The following is a 16,989-nucleotide window of genomic DNA, read 5'->3' on the forward strand; positions in this document are numbered from 1 at the left end:
CCGGCCGCCCTTCGACGGCCCGGTTCATCGTCGACGGTCCGGGGCCGGGGCCGGGGCTTCCACCAGACCTTCCACCAGGCCCCTCATCGACACGGACGAAACAGACGGCACACGGGTGAATGTAGCGCGCGCCCCCGCGCCGAGCCGTCTCGCCGGTACCTCAGTTCCTCGTGAACGTGAACGTGATGCCCGCCTGGCCCGCCAGTTCCCCGCCCGAGCCGAGCAGCGACACCGTTGCCTGGGCGCCGCCCGCCCGGACCGCGACCACGGCGGTGGCCCCCAGGAAGCCACCGCCCCGCGTCGTCCCGTCGGCCGTGTCGTGTGCCGCAACACACCGACCAGCAGGGCTGGTTCGCTGGCCACCTACCGAGGTTCCCGCACAACCCCCACATCCCCGGCCGGCACCGTCACCGTCGTGCCGAGTGGTTTGCCGGAGAGCAGTTCCACGGACTCCGGGGCCACCGGGATCTCCGCGGGGCGGTCGGTGTGGTTGACGACGAAGAGGTAGTCGGCGTCGGGGCCGCGGCGCAGGGCCGTCTCCACGCCCTCCGGGGTGTCGCGGACCGGGGTCACGCCGGCCTCCTCGCGGATGCGGTGCAGGAGGCCGGCGAGGGTGGCGGGGTCGGGGTGGGTCGCGACGTACCACGTGGTGCCCTGGCCGTGGGAGTGGCGGGTCACGGCGGGGACGCCGGTCAGCGGGCCGTCCGCGTAGGACGTCACCGCCTCGGCGCCCTCCAGCCGTACCCGCTCCGACCACAGGGTCGCCGTGCCGCCCTCGGTCAGGCCGAGGGACTGGCCCGGCAGCAGCGGGAACAGCTCGTCCGTGCGCACGCCGAGTGCCTCGCGGAAGGCGCCCGGGTAACCGCCGAGCCGGACATGGCAGTTGGCGTCCACCATGCCGCTGTGGAAGCCGACGGCCAGGGTGCCGCCGCGCTCGGCGAAGGCCGTGAGGTTCGCCGCGCCCGCGTCGTCGACCAGGTAGAGGGACGGGGCCAGGACCAGGCGGTAGGCGGACAGGTCCGCGTCGGGGCGTACGAAGTCCACCGCCACGCCCGCCCGCCACAGGGGCTCGTACCAGGCGCGGACCAGGTCGTGGAAGCGCAGTTCGCCGCTCGGCTGGGAGGGCAGTTCCATCGCCCAGCGGGCGTTCCAGTCCCAGACGATCGCCACCTCGGCGACGCCGGTGCTGCCCCGGACCTCCGCCAACGCCCGCAGGTCCGCGCCCAGTCGGACGACGTCCCGCCAGATCTGGCTGTCCGTGCCGGCGTGCGGGAGCATCGCCGAGTGCCACTGCTCGGCGCCGGCCCTGGCCGCCCGCCACTGGAAGTAGGCGATGCCGTCGGCGCCGCGGGCCACGTGCGCGAGGGCGTTGCGGCGCAGCTCCCCCGCCGTCTTGGCCCGGTTGACCGGCTGCCAGTTCACCGCGCCGGTCGAGTGCTCCATCAGCAGCCAGGGGCCGCCGGCCAGGGAGCGGACCAGGTCGCCGCTGAACGCGATGTCGATCTGCGACTCGGGGTCGGCGGACTGGAGGTAGTGGTCGTTGGAGACGATGTCCAGCTGCGGGGCCCAGCGCCAGTAGTCCAGGGCGTCGAAGTTGAACATCACCATGAAGTTGGTGGTGGCGGGGATCGACGGGGCCGCCTCGCGCAGCACGTCGCGCTCCGCCTCGTACAGCGACAGCAGGGCGTCGCTGCAGAAGCGGCGCCAGTCCAGTTGGTGGGTGGGGTTGGGGACCGCGCCGGTCGCGCGCGGCGGCAGGATCTGGTCCCAGTCGTAGTACCACTGGCTCCAGAAGGTGGTGCCCCAGGCGTCGTTGAGCGCGGCGAGCGTCTCGTACTTCGCGCGCAGCCAGGCGCGGAACGCCTCGGCGCTGGTGTCGCAGTAGCACTCGGCGTTGTGGCAGCCGTACTCGTTGTGGACGTGCCACATGACGACGGCCGGGTGGTCGGCGTAGCGCCTGGCCAGCTCGCCCACGATCCGCAGGGCGGCCTCGCGGTAGGCGGGGCTGGACGGGCAGAACGTCTGGCGGCTGCCGTACGACAGCCTGCGGCCGTCCTTGTCGACGGGGAGCGCCTCGGGGTGGGCGGTGAAGAACCAGGCGGGGGGCGCCGCCGTGGGGGTGGCGAGGTCGGCGGCGATGCCGTGGGTGTGGAGCAGGTCGAGGACGCGGTCCAGGCGGGAGAAGTCGTACGTCCCCTCGGAGGGCTCCAGCAGCGCCCAGGAGAAGATGTTGACGCTGACCATGCCGACCCCGGCCTCGGCCATCAGGCGCATGTCCTCGGCCCAGACCTCCTCGGGCCACTGCTCGGGGTTGTAGTCGCCGCCGTAGGCGATGCCCGGCACCTTGAGGGCCTTGAGGGAACGGTTCATCGGGCGCCTCCCGAGAGCAGCCGGCGGGTGGTCTCCACGCCCCACCCGTCCAGGGAGAGCAGGCGGTCGCTGGAGGCCACGAGGCCGCCGGTCGCCGCCACGTGGGCCGCCCAGCGCTCGCGGGTCTCCACGGCGGGGCGGGCCATCAGGCAGTCGGGGTCGTTGATCCACAGGCGGCCGTGCTGCCACTGGCGTGCGGCGCCGGTGAACTCGGCCGGGTCCTGGCCGGGCTGGCTGTAGTCGCCGGCCTCGGGGCGGCGGTGCGGTGCCGTGTCGGGGCTGACCCGCATCGCGTCGAACAGGCCGATGGAGGGCAACAGGGGCGCGCCGCAGCCCAGCAGGTAGGCGTCCGGGCCGATGGCGGCGCGGATCAGCTCGATGCCCTGGCGGTAGGCGGTGAGCGCGTCGGTGTCGGCGTGGCGTACGCCGTCCAGGGCGCCCGCGTAGAGGAAGTCGACCTTGAAGTAGTCGTAGCCCTCGGCCCGCAGGGTGGTGAAGACGTGCGTCAGGTACGCGGCCGCCTCGGGGTGCGTGGTGTCCAGGACGCGCAGGTCGTGGCCCCAGTTGCGGCCGGCGTGGGTGAAGCCGCCGTCGGCGTCGCGCACCAGCCAGTCGGGGTGGCCGGTGGCCAGCTCGCTCGCCGGGTCGACCAGGAAGGGCGCCGTCCAGATGCCGGCCCGGCGGCCCCGCGCCCGGATCGCGTCCGCGATGCCCGCGCGGGAGCGGAAGCGGCCGGAGAGGGTGAGCCAGTCGCCGAGGGCGCTCTGGTAGCCGTCGTCGATCTGCACGACGTCGACGGGCAGGTCGAGGGTGTCCATCGCACGGAGGTTCTCGTGGATGTCGTCCTCGGTGACGTGCGTGAAGTACTCGTACCAGGAGCACCAGACGGTCGGCGCCGGGCGCGGCGGCGCCACGCCCAGGCCGGCGGCCCAACTGCCCAACGCCTCCTGGATGTCCGTGCCCCGCCACTCCTTCACCGGGCCGTCGGCGGCGACCTCCGCGAGACCGTCCGTCACCGTCAGGCGGATGGACGGGACCTCGCCGGTGGGGTTCACGGCCGCCCACAGGCGGGCCGGTGAGCCGTCGCCGGGGTCGAGCGCCAGCAGGCCCTCGCCCTGGAAGACGCCCTCGGGCACGGTGACCCCGGGGCGGTAGCACACCGTCGCCCAGTTGTCGTTGGTGGGGCGGTACGGCGTCGCGTCGAGGGCGTAGGCGCCGCTGGGGCTCCAGGACTGCCAGCCCTCCTCGTGGACCCGGGCGTTGACCGGGTCCACCGGGACGGAGGTGACGGGGGTGAAGGGGTGGTGCACGAGCGTCTCTTTCACGAGAACTGTCACGAGGAGGGCGTCAGCCCTTGTTGGCGCCGAGCGTCAGGCCGCTGACGAACTGCCGCTGCAGCACGAAGTACACGATCAGGGTCGGGATCGCGGTGAGCAGGGCGCCGGCGGCGACCAGGTTGGGGTCGGTGAAGTACTGGCCGGAGAGGTTGTTCAGCGCCGAGGTGATCGGCATGTTCTCGCCGGTGGAGATCAGCACGATGGCCCAGAAGAAGTCGTTGTAGATCCAGATGGACAGCAGCGTCGCCAGGGCGGCCATCGCCGGCTTGCACAGCGGCAGCACGATCTGCCAGTACATCCGCCACACCGAGGCGCCGTCGACCAGCGCCGCCTCGGTCAGCTCGTGCGGCAGCATCCGCATGTAGTTGCTGAGCACGAAGGCGCAGAAGCCGGACTGGAACGCCACGTGGATCAGGACGAGTCCGAGCGCGGAGTCGTACAGCTTGCCGCTGGCGGTGATGCCCGGCAGGTTGATCAGCAGGTACATCCGGTACAGCGGGGTGATGATGACCTGCTGCGGCAGCAGGTTGCCGGCGGTGAAGACCAGCAGCAGGAAGATGTTGAGCCGGAAGTCGAAGCGGCTGACGTAGAACGCGACCATCGACGAGAGCAGCAGCGTCAGCAGCACGGCCGGGACCGCGATGATCAGCGTGTTCCCGAAGTAGTGCATCATGTCCGACTGCTCGAACGCGTTCGTGAAGTTGTCGAAGCTCAGCTTGTCCGGCCAGGAGACGTACCCCTTGTTGCTGGTCTCCGAGTACGGGCGCAGGGCCGCGTAGATCGCCCACAGCAGCGGGGCGAGCCAGGCCAGCGAGGTGACGACGAGGAACGTGTGCAGCAGGATCCGGGCGGGGCGGACCGGAGTGCGCTTCTTCGCGATGACAGCCGTGCTCATGCGCGCCGCTCCTTCCGGAAGGTCGCGATCAGGTACGGGATGATGACCGCGAGGGAGATGACGAGCAGGACGACGGCGATCGCGGAGCCGTAACCGATGCGGCTGGACTCGCCGATGATGTTGTTGGTGATCAGGATCGACAGCAACTCGGTGCCCTGGGCGCCCTTGTTGAAGACGAACACGAGGTCGAAGGCGCGCAGCGCCTCGATGATGGTGACCACCAGGACGACCGTGTTGGTGGGCCGCAGGGTGGGGAAGATGACGTTCTTGAACGTCTGCCACTCGTTGGCGCCGTCCAGCGCGGAGGCTTCCCTCAGCGAGGGGTCGACGCCCTTGAGGCCGGCCAGGTAGAGGATCATCATGTAGCCGGTGTGCCGCCAGGAGGCGGCGACCAGGACGGCCCACAGGTTCAGGTGCGGGTCGCCGATCCAGTCGATGTAGTGGCCGGGCTTGTTGGCCCCGATGAGGCTGTTGATCAGGCCGGTGTCGGGGTTGTAGACGAGCTGCCAGACGAATCCGGTGACCGCGAGGGAGACCACGACCGGCAGGAAGAACGCGGTCTGGTAGATGCGCGTGAAGCGGATCTTCTTGTCCAGCTGCACGGCGAGGAACAGGCCCATCGGCGTCGGGACCAGGATGAGCACGACGAACCAGATGATGTTGTGCTCGACGGCGGGCCAGAACTGCGGGTTGTCGGTGAACAACTGTTTGAAGTTGTCCAGCCCCACCCACTTGATGGAGTCGAAGCCGATGCCGTCCCAGCTGGTGAAGGCCAGGGCTATGGAGGCGAGGGCGGTGACCCAGACGAGGGCCACGTGCAGGACCGTGGGCACGCCCGCCATGAAGGCGAGCGTGATGCGGTCACGGCGGGTCAGCAGGCGCTGGTGGCCCCGCCTGACCCGCTTCTCGGCAGGCGTGGGGCCCGGAGGCGGCACGGGGGCCGCCTCCGGGCTCTTCGGGGAGGTGTCGATGCTCATGAGGACGCGAAGATCGTCTTCTTCTGGCGCTCGATCGAGGACAGGATGCTGTCGACGCTCTTGGGGTTCTGCAGGAACTTCTGCAGCGACGGCTGCATCACCGTGGAGGTGAAGTCCGGCCGGGAGTCGCGGTCCATGAACTGGGTGAGGCTCTTGGCGTTGCCGATCATCTCGAACGCCTTCTTCTGCAGCGCCGAGTACGAGGACGTGGAGGCCTTGCTGGAGGCGGCCACCACGCTCGGGTCGCCCTTGAGGTAGAGCTCCTCGGCGGCCGGGGTGCCCAGGTACTCCAGGAGCTTGGTGACGCCCGCCTTGTTCTTCGGCGACTTGCTGACCATGAAGCCGTCGGTGGGCGCCTCGACGGTGTCCTGGCCGTAGGCGGAGTTGATCTCCGGGAAGGCGAAGAAGTCGAGGTCGTCGAGGTCGGCCTTGTTGGTGAACTGCTGGGCCACGAAGGTGCCCAGGAGGTACATGCCGGCCTTCTTCGACACCAGGGTCTGGGCGGCGTCCTGCCAGGTGCGGCCCATGAAGCCGTCCTGGTGGTAGGGCAGCAGCTCGGACCAGTGGTCGAAGACGGCCTTGACCTTGGCGTCGGTCCAGGCGGCCTTGCCCGCCATCAGCTCGACGTGGAAGTCGTAGCCGTTGAGGCGGAAGTTGATCTGGTCGAAGGTGCCCATGGCCGGCCAGGCGTCCTTGTCGCCGAAGGCGATCGGGACCAGGCCGTCCTTCTTCATCTGCTTGCACAGGGCGACCAACTCGTCCCAGGTGGTGGGGACTTCGTAGCCCTTCTGCTGGAAGACGCTCTTGCGGTAGAAGATCGCCCACGGGTACGTGGTCATCGGCACGAAGTAGTACTTGCCGTCCGCGCCCTTGCTGAGCTTCTTCATCGCGTCGGGGAAGTTGGCCCCGATCTTCTCCCACACGTCGTCGATCGGGGAGGCGAGGCCCTTGGCCGCGAAGAACTGCATGCGGTAGCCGGCGAACCACTTGAACACGTCGTCCGGAGTGCCCTGCAGATACGAGTTGATCTGCTCCTGGAAGGTGTTGTGGTCCTTGGTGTTCACCTTCACGGTGATGCCGGACTGCTTCTTGAAGGCGTCGTAGACGGCCGCGTACGCCTTCTTCGGCACGGCGTCCGAGTCGTTGGAGCCGACACTGACGGTCTTGGGGTCCGACGAACTGCCGCTGCTGCCGCAGGCGGACAGCAGCGGGATGCCGGCGCCGGCGAGAAGCGCGGCGCCGCCGACTCCGCGCAGCAGGCTGCGGCGGCTCGGAGAGGGGAGAGAAAGACCCGAGGGGGAGAGGTCCATGTACGGCTCCTGAAGGCAGGGTTCGGCCACCGGGTGAGGCTTGTCGAAACAAGTCGAAACCGACCAGAAATCAACTCGACCGAACATCGTGGCGGTAATAACAGCCCCATGTCCGGTCATGGGTCAAGAGGTCACCGGGACCTTTGTGGAAACGTAACCGACACACCCGGGCCCGGACGTTTGCGGACGATCCAGCAAACGCGGGTATCGGTGGAGGTCGGGGCGGGCGCGGGTCCTAGAGGATGCGGACCTTTTCGGTCACCGTCGTCTGGTCGAGCTCCGAGATCCTGACCGTCACCTTCATGGTCCAGGTGCCGGCGAGGGGGACGGTGAGGGAGCCGGTGCCCCAGTAGCCGCCCTGGTTGGTCAGCCTCGCGTCCAGCGGGCCGAGGCCGCGGGCCGGGAGGGTGAGGGAGAGGCGCAGCTCGGGGACGGTGGAGATGCCGCCGTCGGGACCGAAGACCACCGCCTGCACGGTGTTGTCGCCGACGCGGCCGGGGTCCAGGGTGATCTGCACCTTCCCGTGGCCGCCGGGGGTGCCGACGTCGAACGGGATCGTCGTCACCGACGCGGCCGGCAGCCCGCCCGTCGCGGCCGGCCGCGCGTCCGCCTCGGCCGCCGCGCGCCCCGGCAGCGTGCCGGTGAGCACGGTGGTGATCACCAGCACGAGCACACCCAGGGCGACCTCGGCGAGGACGGAGCGGCGGAGGCTGCGGCGGTCGGCGGCGGGGGCGGGGGCCGCCTCGCCGGGGAGCGCGGGCGCCGGCAGCGCGCGGGCGCCCACCGGCTCCGGCACCCGTACGGCGGCCTCGGGCACCGCCGTCGCCAGCCGGGCCGTCCAGCGCCGGGACAGCCCCGCCGCCGCCAGCAGCAGCACCACCGCGGCCAGCTTGACGGTCAGCAGGCGGCCGTACGTCGTCCCCGTGAGCGCGCTCCAGGAGCCGAGGCCGCGCCAGGACTGGTAGACGCCGGTGACCACCAGGACGGTCACGGAGGCGAAGGCGAGGCGGGAGAAGCGGGCCACGGCGGCCGGGGGGACCTCCGTGCGGTGCAGCAGGATCAGCAGCGCCGTGAGCCCGCCCAGCCACACCGCCATGGCCAGCAGATGCAGCACCGAGGACGCCATGGCGAGGGGCACCTGGATTCCGGCGGAGGCGTGCTCGGCGGCGGCCCAGGTGAGCGCGAGGGCGACGGCCAGGGCGCCGCCCGCGGCGAGCGGCAGGGGGCGGGCGGGCAGGGCGGGCCGGCCCGCTCGCCGTCCGCGCAGCGGTACGTACGCGACGGCCGCCCCCAGCAGCAGCGCGAGCCGGGCCAGCAGGGCCGATCCCGGGCGGCCGGCCAGGGTGCGGGTGAGGGCGTCGGCCGTGAAGGCGGTCCCGGGGGCCGTTCCGGTCTCGTAGGGGGCCCGCAGGACCAGGAGGGCCAGTGTGGCGCCCAGGAGGGTCCACCAGCCCGCCAGCAGGGGCCTGCGCAGCGGGGAGGCGTCCGGCGGGCCGCACAGGGCCGTGAACGCCGCCGTGCCGATGAGCAGGGCCGCCGCCAGGTACGCCAGGTAGCGGGCGATGTTGTAGAGGCTCGCGGTGGCCGGGTTCTCGGCCTGGTCGTCGGGCAGGGGCGCGGTCGCGGAGGGCTTGCCGACGGAGAAGGTGAAGGCGCCGGAGACCGGGTGGCTGTCGGCGGAGACGACCCGCCACGCCACCACGTACGTGCCCTGGGCGAGCCCCGACGGCAGCGTCACGCGGGCGGTGTCGGAGCCGGCCGGACCGTGCCCGGCCTCGCCTGTGCGCACCCGGCGGTTGTCGGGGTCCAGGACGCGGAAGGAGTCGTCGAGCAGGCCGACGGACTCGGTGAAGGTCAGGGTGATGTGACGGGGGGCCGACTTGAGGACGCTGCCGTCCTCGGGGTCGGTGCCCCGCAGGGCGGCGTGGGCGGACGCCGGCCCGGCACCCCCGAGAACGAGCAGGACCAGCACGGACCCCAGCAACACCAGCCCTTGAAGCCGACGACTGCGCGGAAACCCCCGGCGCCGACGGCGGGCCCCGCGGATCTCCTGGCCCCGGAGCTCGCGAAACTCACGGACTCCTCGGAGCCCTCGGGCACCCGAGATCCCTCGGCCGCGGAGCTCGCGGAACCCACGGACTCCTCGGAGACCTCGGGCCCTCCGCATCCCCCGGTCGCGACGCTCACCGAGATCACGGACTCCTCGGACTCCCCGGATCCCCCAGCCCCGCAGCTCGCGGAGCCCACGGACTCCTCGGAGACCTCGGGCCCTCCGCATCCCTCGGTCGCGGCGCTTACGGAGCTCACGGGCTCCTCGGGTCCCCCGGATCTCCCGGCCCCGGAGCTCGCGGGGCTCGCGGGCTTCTCGGGGATTCCGGGCACCCCGTATCCCTCGAACGCCGGAGCCCTCCTCGGTCCCTGCGCTCTCTCCGCTCCGCCCGTTCCCTGTGGCACCTCGTGCCCCGGGGACCTCGTGGCCTCCTCGACGTCCTCGTTCTGTGCTGCGTGTACGGTCACACCCCACGTCGCTTCTCCGTCTTGGGACCGGCCGGCTCTCCGACGGATACGTACGCGGCGCCCGCCGTGCTCACCACGTGGGCCGGGCCGACACCCCGCCGTCCACGACGAGGTCGTGACCGGTGACCCAGGACGCGAGCCGGGAGGCCAGGAACACGCAGGCGTCGCCCACGTCCTCCGGCCGCCCGAGCCGCCCCGCCGGCACCGCGTCCCGCCAGCGCCGTACGCCCTCGGGCCAGTCCTCCGCCAGCCCCTCCCGGTCGACGAGCCCGGGGGAGACGGTGTTGACGCGGATGCCGAAACGGCCGTACTCCAGCGCCGCGGCCCGCGCGTGCATCACCACCGCCGCCTTGGACGCGCTGTAGTGCGCGTGCAGCGGCGCGGGCTGCCGGCCCTCGATGGAGGCGATGTGGGTCACCGAACCGCCCCCGCCCCGCGCCCGCATGACCTCCGCCGCGGCCTGCGTACAGGCGAAGACGCTCGTCAGGTTGGCGTCCACGACCGCCCGCCACTCCGCCGCCGTCATCCCGGGCAGTTCCTGGACGGGCTGTACGCCCGCGTTGTTGACCAGCGCCGTCAGTCCGCCGCCCCACTCGTCGGCCTCCCGCACGATGCGCGCGCACGCCTCCTCGTCGGTCAGGTCGCCCTGGAGGACGACGGCCCGCCCGCCCGACTCCTCGATCCGCGCGGCCACCTCCCGCGCTCCGGCCGGCTGCGTGCGGCAGTGCACCGCCACCGCCGCGCCCTCCTCGGCGAACCGCAGCGCGATCCCCCGCCCGATACCGCCGCTCGCGCCCGTGACCAGGGCGACCTGTCCCGTCAGCAGAGTCATGGGCGGCACAGTCGCAGGATCCGCGCGGCCTCGCCCGGATACCGCGCCGTGAGCTCGGCCGCGTCCCCGTGTTCGTACCCCTCGAAGGTGAAACCGGGCGCCATCGTGCAGCCGAAGAACGTCCACGCCCCGCCCGCGACGACCCGCCCGCCCATCCAGGTCCCGGCGGGGACGGTCAGCTGGGGCCGCTGGCCGTGCGGGACGTCCGGTCCGAGCACCGCCGTCGAGGTGCTCCCGTCGGGTGCGAGCAGGAGCATCTCCAGCGGGTCGCCGGCGTAGAAGTGCCAGATCTCGTCGGTCGGCAGGCGGTGCAGGGCGGAGTGGTCGTCCGCCGTGAGCAGGGCGACGATCGCCGTGCCCTCGGGCCGTCCGTCCGCCCGCGCGGGCCCCGCCCAGGTCTGCCGGTACAGGCCGCCCTCGCGCGGGAGCGGTTCGAGTCCGTAGTGCGCGATGAGGTCGTCAGGAGTCACCCGGGGAAGGCTACCTCCCGTCGCAGGAAGGCGAGTTGGGCGTTCTTCTCGGGCAGGTGCACGTCCGGCAGGTCCACCTCGGGCAGCACGACCACCGGGCCGGCCTCGAAGCCCTGGCGCAGGAAACGGGCGATGGCCCGGTCGTTGCGCACGTCCGGATCGACCACGACCCGGCGCCGGTCCAGCCCCTTCAGGACGTACGCCGTGACGGCGGCGAACACCGCGGCCGACCAGCCGGGACGCGCGCCGTCCGGGCCCGCCGGCGCGAGCAGCAGGTGGATGCCGATGTCCCCGTCGGCCACCTCGTAGCACTCGCTCACCCGGTCGGCCGCCGGCTCGTAGGTCTGCAACAGGCCGACCGGTTCGCCGTCTTTGACGATGAGGAAGGCGTGGTGGGTGTCGAGGGTGTCCATGTGGGCGTAGATCTCGGCCACTTGGTCCCGGGTGAGGCCGTTCATGCCCCAGAAGGCGGCCCGGGGCCCGGCGGTCCAGCGGTGGACGACCTCGGCGTCGCCGTGCGGGTCCAGGGGCCGGATGCGGACGGTGCCGAAGCCGTCGACGGTCTGCTCGTGGACGTAGGGCGGGCGGGGGCGGTCAGTCATGGGTCTCTTTCTCCAGGCGGTCGAAGTCGGTGACGACCGGGACCAGATCTCCCTTGAGCCACAGGGGGAGTTGGTCGTGGTGGTGGGGTGAGCCGGGTCGGCCCGAGGCGCCGAAGGGGACCACCCACAGGCTGTCCTCCCGGCGCGCCAGGTCCCAGACGTAACGGGCGGCCGGACCGCGCGCGGCGAGGTCGGTGAGCCCGGGCACGGCGGAGGTGCACAGCACGCAGTCGTGGTCGCCGGACAGGCCCGGTCCCTCGTACGACGGGTCGGCAAGCGCCCGCCAGGGGGCGAGGCGGTGGGTGTCGCCCCAGCGGCCGGGCGGGTGCGCGGCCGTCTCCTCCAGGGCCGCCCGCGCGGTCGCGGGGCGGTCGATGCCGTACAACTCCTCGGCGCGCAGCAGGTGTTCGAGGGCGAAGCCGATGCGCGGCAGCAGCGCGAGCCAGGGCAGGAAGACCTCGGGGTAGGCGGGCGGCACGGCGAGCGCGGCGAACGCCGGGTGCGCGGCGAGCCGGCGGACGACCGCGCCGCGCACCGCCGCGTAGGCCGCCGCCTCGGTGCTGTCCGCGTCCATCCGGCGGTCCCAGCGCAGCAGCCGGTCGCGCAGGGCGGCGGCCTCGGGCGACAGGCCGTCCAGGGCGGCCAGGAGGTCCAGCAGGGGCGCGGCGGAGGCGAGGTGGGTGTCCATGTGCAGGGCCGGCATGTCGGCGGCCGACCAGCGGTCCTTCTCCGCCAGCAGGGCCCGGATGCGGTCGGCGCGGTGCGGCGGGGCGAACTCGACGCCGAGCGGGGCGGCCGGGCCGCGCTGGTTGGCCATCACCGCCAGGCCGTCGGTCAGGCCGGCGCGGGGCGTCTCGTGCCGGCCCCGCCACTCGTGCCCGGGTTCCCAGGCGGGCACCACCCGGGTCCGGTTCGCCGCCGAGCGCACGGGCACCCGCCCGGCGACCCGGTGCAGCACGCCCCCGGCGGTGTCGGCGGCCTGCACGACGTTCACGGGCTCGGCCCACCGCTCCACGGCCCGGTCGACGTCGGCGACGCTGCGGGCGCGCAGCAGGGGGAGCAGGGCGCCGAAGCCGAGGTCGGCGGTGACGCGGGGCGGGTAGCGCAGGCTGATCGCGAGCGGCTGGGCGTCGGGCACGCCGCCGTCGAGGCCCTCCGGTCCGCCGACGACCACGGGCCCGCGGAGCGTCTCGATCACCTCGACCTCGACCGGCTCCTCCCCCGCCACCCGTACCGTCTCCGTGTGCCGCGCGGCCCGCCGCCACACCCCGTCCGGGTCGAGCGCCTCCACGCCCGCGCCGGTGCGCCGCAGCCGCTCCCGGTACAGGTCCTGGTAGTCGGCCATGGCGTTGGTGATGGCCCAGGCGACCGGGCCGGCGTGGGCGAAGTGGGCGATGCCGGGAACGCCGGGGACGGCGAGGCCGACGACGTCGAACTCGGGGCAGGAGAGGTGGATCTGCTGGTAGACGCCGGGGTCCTCGATGAAGCGGTGCGGGTCGCCGGCGATGATCGCGTGCCCGGTGGTGGTCCGTTCGCCGCCGACCAGCCAGCCGTTGCTGCCGGAGGTGCCGGGCCCGTCCGTGGCGAACAGGCCGACCGCGTCCGCGCCCAGGTGCCGTACCGCCCGCTCCCGCCAGAGCTTGGCCGGGAAGCCCGCGAAGAGGATGTGCACGGCGAGCCAGACGCCGAGCGGCGTCCAGGGCTCCCAGCGGCCTTCCTGCCGTACCTCGGGAGCGGCCGTCAGGCCCTCGTTGACGCCGTCGGCGTAGGCCCGCACCCACGCGGCCGTCTCGGGGTCCCCCTCCTCCAGGGTCGTCCAGCAGCGGCGGGCGGTGTCGTCGAGGCGGGCGCGGCGGGCGAACAGGTCCCAGGGCAGGGCGTCGGCGCCGAGGAAGGAGGCGGAGGTGCCCTGCGCCCGGTGCCGCTCGACCTCCAGCTGCCAGGCCCGGTCGCGGGCGGTGACCAGGCCCTGGGCGCGGGCGAGTGCGCGGGCGTCGGCGGCGCGCAGATGGGGGATGCCCCAGGCGTCCCGGTGGATCTCGGTCGTCACGCTGCGACCCCCTACCCCTTTAGGTAAGCCTTGCCTTAGTAATTGGTGGTGGAATCGTACGCGAAGCGTGAAAGAGGGATGATCGGGGTCATGGACGTCACCCTGCACCTCGCTCAGGATGCCCAGGCCGACGAGCTCCTCGGCCGCTCCCCGCTCGCCGCGCTGGTCGGGATGCTGCTGGACCAGCAGGTCCCGATGGAGTGGGCGTTCAAGGGCCCCCGCACGATCGCGGACCGGCTCGGCGCCGACGACCTGGACGCGCACGAGATCGCCGCCCAGGACCCGGAGGCCTTCGCCGCGCTGCTGTCGGACAAACCGGCCGTGCACCGCTACCCCGGCTCCATGGCCAAGCGCATCCAGCAGCTGTGCCGGTACCTGGTCGAGCACTACGACGGCAACGCCGAACTGGTGTGGAAGGGCGTCGACGACGGACGCGAACTGCTGCGGCGCCTGGAGGAGCTGCCCGGGTTCGGCCGGCAGAAGGCGCAGATCTTCCTGGCACTGCTGGGCAAGCAGCTGGGCGTACGGCCGAAGGGCTGGCGGGAGGCGGCCGGCGGCTACGGCGAGGAGCGGTCCTTCCGGTCGGTCGCCGACATCACCGGACCGGAGTCGCTGGCCAAGGTGCGGGCGTACAAGCAGGAGATGAAGGCGGCCAAGAAGAAGTAGCGGCGGCAGGCGTCAGCCGAGCGGACCGCCCCGGGTGGCGGAGCGCCGCGCCCCGTTCCGAGCATGGATCATGAACGAGGCACCGAGCGGCTCCCCCTGGGGCCCGGAGTACGACGACCGCAAGGTCCACGCCCAGCAGACGCCCCACGGCGGCCACGAACCCGAGCCGCCCTTCGAAGGTCCCCTGCACGCCCTCTCCCGTGCCGCCTGGCAGGTCGTCCTGGTCACCGGCGTCGCCTCGCTGGTGCTGGGCGTCCTGGTCCTGGTCTGGCCGGGCGCCTCCCTGTTCGCCGCCGGCATCCTCTTCGGCCTCTACCTGGTGATCAGCGGCGTCTTCCAGCTGGTCGCCGCGTTCGGCACCCACCAGACGACCTCGCTGCGCGTCCTGGCCTTCGTCAGCGGCGCCCTGTCGATCCTGCTGGGCCTGTTCTGCTTCCGCGGGCCGATGCAGTCGATCCTGCTGCTCGCCCTGTGGATCGGCATCGGCTGGCTCATCCGCGGCATCACCCAGACGCTGGCCGCGGCCTCCGACCGGAACACGCCGGCCCGCGGCTGGCAGATCTTCCTCGGGATCGTCACCTTCGTCGCCGGCATCGTGCTGATCGACTCGCCCTTCCACTCGGTCGCCGTGCTCACCCTGGTCGGCGGGATCTGGCTGGTCGCGGTCGGCGTCATCGAGATCGCCACCGCCCTCACCCTCCGCGGCCGGGCCCGGCGGGTGCCGCGCGAGGTGTGAGGCGTGCTCCATCCGGGCGGACCCGGCGCCCCGGGTGCTCAACGACCGGCGTGTCCCGGGCAGAGGTCTCAGGTGAGCACCGCACGACACCTGCCCCGCAGCCGCGTCTGGCTGCGGGCGCTCGTGCTGCTGCTCGCCCTCCTGGTGCCCGGCGAGGCGTACGCGACGGCCGCACCGGCGTCGATCGAGAGCACCGCCGAGTACGACGCCGCGGCACCGGTCCCGCCGCCGCTGGTCCGCGCGGACCACCGTCAGGTCGTACCCCCGCGGCCGGCCCTCCTGCCGGACCCGGCCCCCGTCGCCGCCGGGACCCGCCCCTGCCCCTCCGCGCCCCCGCGCACCGCCTGCACCCCGCGCCTGCTGCGCACGGTGGTCCTGCGCTGCTGACAGACCCCGCTCCCGTCCAGGTCAGTCAGTACGACGCGAGGAACACAGCCATGCCCACCGACCCCTACGCGGTCCTGCGCGCCCTGCTGCGCGCGGAGGCCGCGCGCAGCGCACCGAAACCGGACGTGAAACAGCAGTCCGGACCCCAGCGGCCCCCGCGGAAACGGGACCGCTGACCCCGCGGCCCGGCCGGGCTACCGCCTGCGCCGGGCCGTTCCGAACAGGGAGCGGGTGATCTCGCGGCCGATCTGGGTGCCGACGGAGCGGGCCAGCGACCGGAACACGCCGCTGTCGACGACCTGCTCGACGACGGACCGCTGCGGCCTGGACTTCGGGGCCCTGGACGCCTCCCGCATCTCGTCCGGCCCCTTGGCCCCGGACGGCTTCGCGGGTGGCTGGGCGGCCGGCTCCGCCGAGGTCAGCCTCTCGTACGCCGACTCCCTGTCCACAGCCTGTGCATACCGCCCGTACAGCGGCGAGGCGTGCACCGCCCGGTCCAGGTCGGCCGCCTCGGCCGGCCCCATCAGGGACTCGGGGGCGCGCAGCCGGGTCGCGGCGACCGGCGTCGGCGCCCCCCTCTCGCTCAGGACGGTCACCACGGCCTCGCCCGTGCCGAGCCCGGTGAGCAGTTCCTCCAGGTCGTAGGCCGAGTTCGGGAAGGTCTTCACCGTCGCCTTGAGGGCCTTCTGGTCGTCCGGTGTGAACGCCCTGAGGGCGTGCTGGACGCGGTTGCCGAGCTGGGCGAGGACATCGGACGGCACGTCCTTGGGGGTCTGCGTGACGAAGAAGACACCGACCCCTTTCGAGCGAATGAGCCGGACGGTCCGCGTGATCGAGTCCAGGAACGCCTCGGAGGCGTCGTCGAAGAGCAGATGCGCCTCGTCGAAGAAGAAGACCAGCCTGGGCCGGTCGGCGTCGCCGACCTCCGGCAGGTCGTGGAAGAGATCGGCCAGCAGCCACATCAGGAAGGTCGAGAACAGCCGCGGCCGGTCCTGTACGGCGGCCAGTCCGAGGACGGAGACCACGCCCCGCCCGTCGGGCGCCGTCCGCAGGAGCTCGCCCGTGTCGAACTCCGGCTCCCCGAAGAACTCCGCCATGCCCTGCGCCTCGAAGGCGGTCAGCGAGCGCAGGATCACCCCGGCCGTGGCGGAGGACAGGCCGCCGATGGTCCTGAGCTCCGCCTTGCCCTCGTCGGAGGTCAGGAAGGCGACCACGGCCCGCAGGTCCTTGAGGTCGACCAGTTCCAGGCCCTTCTGGTCGGCGTAGTGGAAGACCAGGCCGAGGGACTGCTCCTGGGTCGGATTGAGGCCGAGCACCTTGGCGAGCAGCACCGGGCCGAAGCTGGTGACGGTGGCGCGGACCGGGATGCCGTGGCCGAGGCCGCCGAGGGCCAGGAACTCGGCGGGGAACCCGGTCGGCGTCCAGCGCTGGTGCACCTCCGCGGCCCGCTCCCGCACCTTGTCGTCCGGCCGCCCGGCGGCCGAGATCCCGGACAGGTCGCCCTTGATGTCGGCCAGGAACACCGGCACGCCCTGCGCCGAGAGCTGCTCGGCGATCAGCTGGAGCGTCTTGGTCTTGCCGGTGCCGGTGGCGCCGGCGACCAGGCCGTGGCGGTTGAGCACGGCGAGCGGGACGCGGACCTGCGCGTCGGACAGGCACCGTCCGTCCCAGAGCAGGGCGCCGAGATCGAGCGCGGGGCCGGAGAAGGCGTATCCGGAGGCGATCTCCAGGGCCTCGCGGGGGAGGGCGGGAGCGCTTCCCGGCCCCTCGGGAGCAGTGGCCTCGGACACGGTCTCGCTGTCACTCATCTGGGACCCCGTTTCCGTTTCGCCCCGGTTCA

At 72.6% G+C, this 16,989-nt stretch carries 15 protein-coding genes; 4 read left to right on the forward strand and 11 right to left on the reverse strand.

The window, feature by feature from the left end; translation table 11 throughout:
• Positions 1 to 363: 363 nt before the first annotated feature.
• From ACYF6T_RS20970 to ACYF6T_RS21015, 10 genes are all read right to left on the reverse strand, one after another.
• Positions 364 to 2,370 carry a beta-galactosidase gene (locus ACYF6T_RS20970; protein WP_461698315.1) on the reverse strand — a complete coding sequence of 669 codons (2,007 nt, stop codon included), beginning with the start codon at positions 2,368 to 2,370 and terminating at the stop codon, positions 364 to 366.
• Positions 2,367 to 3,680: a glycoside hydrolase family 36 protein gene (locus ACYF6T_RS20975; RefSeq protein ID WP_461698456.1), complete on the reverse strand. Its 1,314-nt coding sequence runs from the start codon at positions 3,678 to 3,680 to the stop codon at positions 2,367 to 2,369. The genes ACYF6T_RS20970 and ACYF6T_RS20975 overlap by 4 nt, the downstream gene beginning before the upstream one ends.
• A gap of 37 nt (positions 3,681 to 3,717) precedes the next feature.
• Positions 3,718 to 4,602, reverse strand: coding sequence for a carbohydrate ABC transporter permease (locus tag ACYF6T_RS20980; protein WP_461698316.1), 885 nt, complete (start codon positions 4,600 to 4,602; stop codon positions 3,718 to 3,720).
• Positions 4,599 to 5,579, reverse strand: coding sequence for a carbohydrate ABC transporter permease (locus ACYF6T_RS20985; protein WP_461698317.1), 981 nt, complete (start codon positions 5,577 to 5,579; stop codon positions 4,599 to 4,601). The genes ACYF6T_RS20980 and ACYF6T_RS20985 overlap by 4 nt, the downstream gene beginning before the upstream one ends.
• Positions 5,576 to 6,889, reverse strand: coding sequence for an ABC transporter substrate-binding protein (locus ACYF6T_RS20990; protein WP_461698318.1), 1,314 nt, complete (start codon positions 6,887 to 6,889; stop codon positions 5,576 to 5,578). The genes ACYF6T_RS20985 and ACYF6T_RS20990 overlap by 4 nt, the downstream gene beginning before the upstream one ends.
• Positions 6,890 to 7,124: 235 nt before the next feature.
• On the reverse strand, positions 7,125 to 8,876 hold the full coding sequence (locus tag ACYF6T_RS20995; protein WP_461698319.1) for a copper resistance CopC/CopD family protein: 1,752 nt from the start codon (positions 8,874 to 8,876) through the stop codon (positions 7,125 to 7,127).
• A 600-nt stretch (positions 8,877 to 9,476) separates the two neighbouring features.
• Positions 9,477 to 10,238 carry an SDR family NAD(P)-dependent oxidoreductase gene (locus ACYF6T_RS21000; RefSeq protein ID WP_461698320.1) on the reverse strand — a complete coding sequence of 254 codons (762 nt, stop codon included), beginning with the start codon at positions 10,236 to 10,238 and terminating at the stop codon, positions 9,477 to 9,479.
• Positions 10,235 to 10,708: a cupin domain-containing protein gene (locus tag ACYF6T_RS21005; RefSeq protein WP_461698321.1), complete on the reverse strand. Its 474-nt coding sequence runs from the start codon at positions 10,706 to 10,708 to the stop codon at positions 10,235 to 10,237. The genes ACYF6T_RS21000 and ACYF6T_RS21005 overlap by 4 nt, the downstream gene beginning before the upstream one ends.
• Positions 10,705 to 11,310 carry a GNAT family N-acetyltransferase gene (locus tag ACYF6T_RS21010; RefSeq protein WP_461698322.1) on the reverse strand — a complete coding sequence of 202 codons (606 nt, stop codon included), beginning with the start codon at positions 11,308 to 11,310 and terminating at the stop codon, positions 10,705 to 10,707. Before ACYF6T_RS21010 ends, ACYF6T_RS21005 begins: the two co-directional genes overlap by 4 nt.
• Positions 11,303 to 13,360, reverse strand: coding sequence for a penicillin acylase family protein (locus ACYF6T_RS21015; RefSeq protein WP_461698323.1), 2,058 nt, complete (start codon positions 13,358 to 13,360; stop codon positions 11,303 to 11,305). Before ACYF6T_RS21015 ends, ACYF6T_RS21010 begins: the two co-directional genes overlap by 8 nt.
• A gap of 90 nt (positions 13,361 to 13,450) precedes the next feature.
• On the opposite strand from ACYF6T_RS21015, the gene ACYF6T_RS21020 reads away from it, so the two are divergent.
• The 4 genes from ACYF6T_RS21020 (at position 13,451) to ACYF6T_RS21035 (ending at position 15,325) form a co-directional block, all read left to right on the forward strand.
• Entirely contained in the window at positions 13,451 to 14,026 is a 576-nt protein-coding gene (locus ACYF6T_RS21020; protein ID WP_461698324.1) for an HhH-GPD-type base excision DNA repair protein, read from the forward strand.
• A 70-nt stretch (positions 14,027 to 14,096) separates the two neighbouring features.
• The gene (locus tag ACYF6T_RS21025) at positions 14,097 to 14,762 is read left to right on the forward strand and encodes an HdeD family acid-resistance protein (protein ID WP_461698325.1); all 666 of its coding nucleotides are present in this window, start codon (positions 14,097 to 14,099) and stop codon (positions 14,760 to 14,762) included.
• A 72-nt stretch (positions 14,763 to 14,834) separates the two neighbouring features.
• Positions 14,835 to 15,149 (forward strand): hypothetical protein, encoded by a 315-nt coding sequence (locus ACYF6T_RS21030; protein ID WP_461698326.1) that lies wholly within the window; start codon positions 14,835 to 14,837, stop codon positions 15,147 to 15,149.
• A 50-nt stretch (positions 15,150 to 15,199) separates the two neighbouring features.
• Positions 15,200 to 15,325 carry a hypothetical protein gene (locus ACYF6T_RS21035; protein WP_461698327.1) on the forward strand — a complete coding sequence of 42 codons (126 nt, stop codon included), beginning with the start codon at positions 15,200 to 15,202 and terminating at the stop codon, positions 15,323 to 15,325.
• 18 nt (positions 15,326 to 15,343) lie between these two features.
• Here ACYF6T_RS21035 and ACYF6T_RS21040 read toward each other — a convergent pair whose 3' ends face one another.
• Positions 15,344 to 16,957, reverse strand: coding sequence for a helicase HerA-like domain-containing protein (locus tag ACYF6T_RS21040; RefSeq protein ID WP_461698328.1), 1,614 nt, complete (start codon positions 16,955 to 16,957; stop codon positions 15,344 to 15,346).
• Positions 16,958 to 16,989 lie beyond the last annotated feature (32 nt).

The organism is Streptomyces sp. 7R007 (assembly GCF_054850255.1).

What these genes read in the sequence shown, in the direction of transcription:
- ACYF6T_RS20970 (WP_461698315.1), bottom strand. Translation starts at nt 2,370, where the DNA reads ATGAACCGTTCCCTCAAGGCCCTCAAGGTGCCGGGCATCGCCTACGGC.
- ACYF6T_RS20980 (WP_461698316.1), bottom strand. Translation starts at nt 4,602, where the DNA reads ATGAGCACGGCTGTCATCGCGAAGAAGCGCACTCCGGTCCGCCCCGCC.
- ACYF6T_RS20985 (WP_461698317.1), bottom strand. Translation starts at nt 5,579, where the DNA reads ATGAGCATCGACACCTCCCCGAAGAGCCCGGAGGCGGCCCCCGTGCCG.
- ACYF6T_RS20990 (WP_461698318.1), bottom strand. Translation starts at nt 6,889, where the DNA reads ATGGACCTCTCCCCCTCGGGTCTTTCTCTCCCCTCTCCGAGCCGCCGC.
- ACYF6T_RS21000 (WP_461698320.1), bottom strand. Translation starts at nt 10,238, where the DNA reads ATGACTCTGCTGACGGGACAGGTCGCCCTGGTCACGGGCGCGAGCGGC.
- ACYF6T_RS21010 (WP_461698322.1), bottom strand. Translation starts at nt 11,310, where the DNA reads ATGACTGACCGCCCCCGCCCGCCCTACGTCCACGAGCAGACCGTCGAC.
- ACYF6T_RS21020 (WP_461698324.1), top strand. Translation starts at nt 13,451, where the DNA reads ATGGACGTCACCCTGCACCTCGCTCAGGATGCCCAGGCCGACGAGCTC.
- ACYF6T_RS21025 (WP_461698325.1), top strand. Translation starts at nt 14,097, where the DNA reads ATGAACGAGGCACCGAGCGGCTCCCCCTGGGGCCCGGAGTACGACGAC.
- ACYF6T_RS21035 (WP_461698327.1), top strand. Translation starts at nt 15,200, where the DNA reads ATGCCCACCGACCCCTACGCGGTCCTGCGCGCCCTGCTGCGCGCGGAG.
- ACYF6T_RS21040 (WP_461698328.1), bottom strand. Translation starts at nt 16,957, where the DNA reads ATGAGTGACAGCGAGACCGTGTCCGAGGCCACTGCTCCCGAGGGGCCG.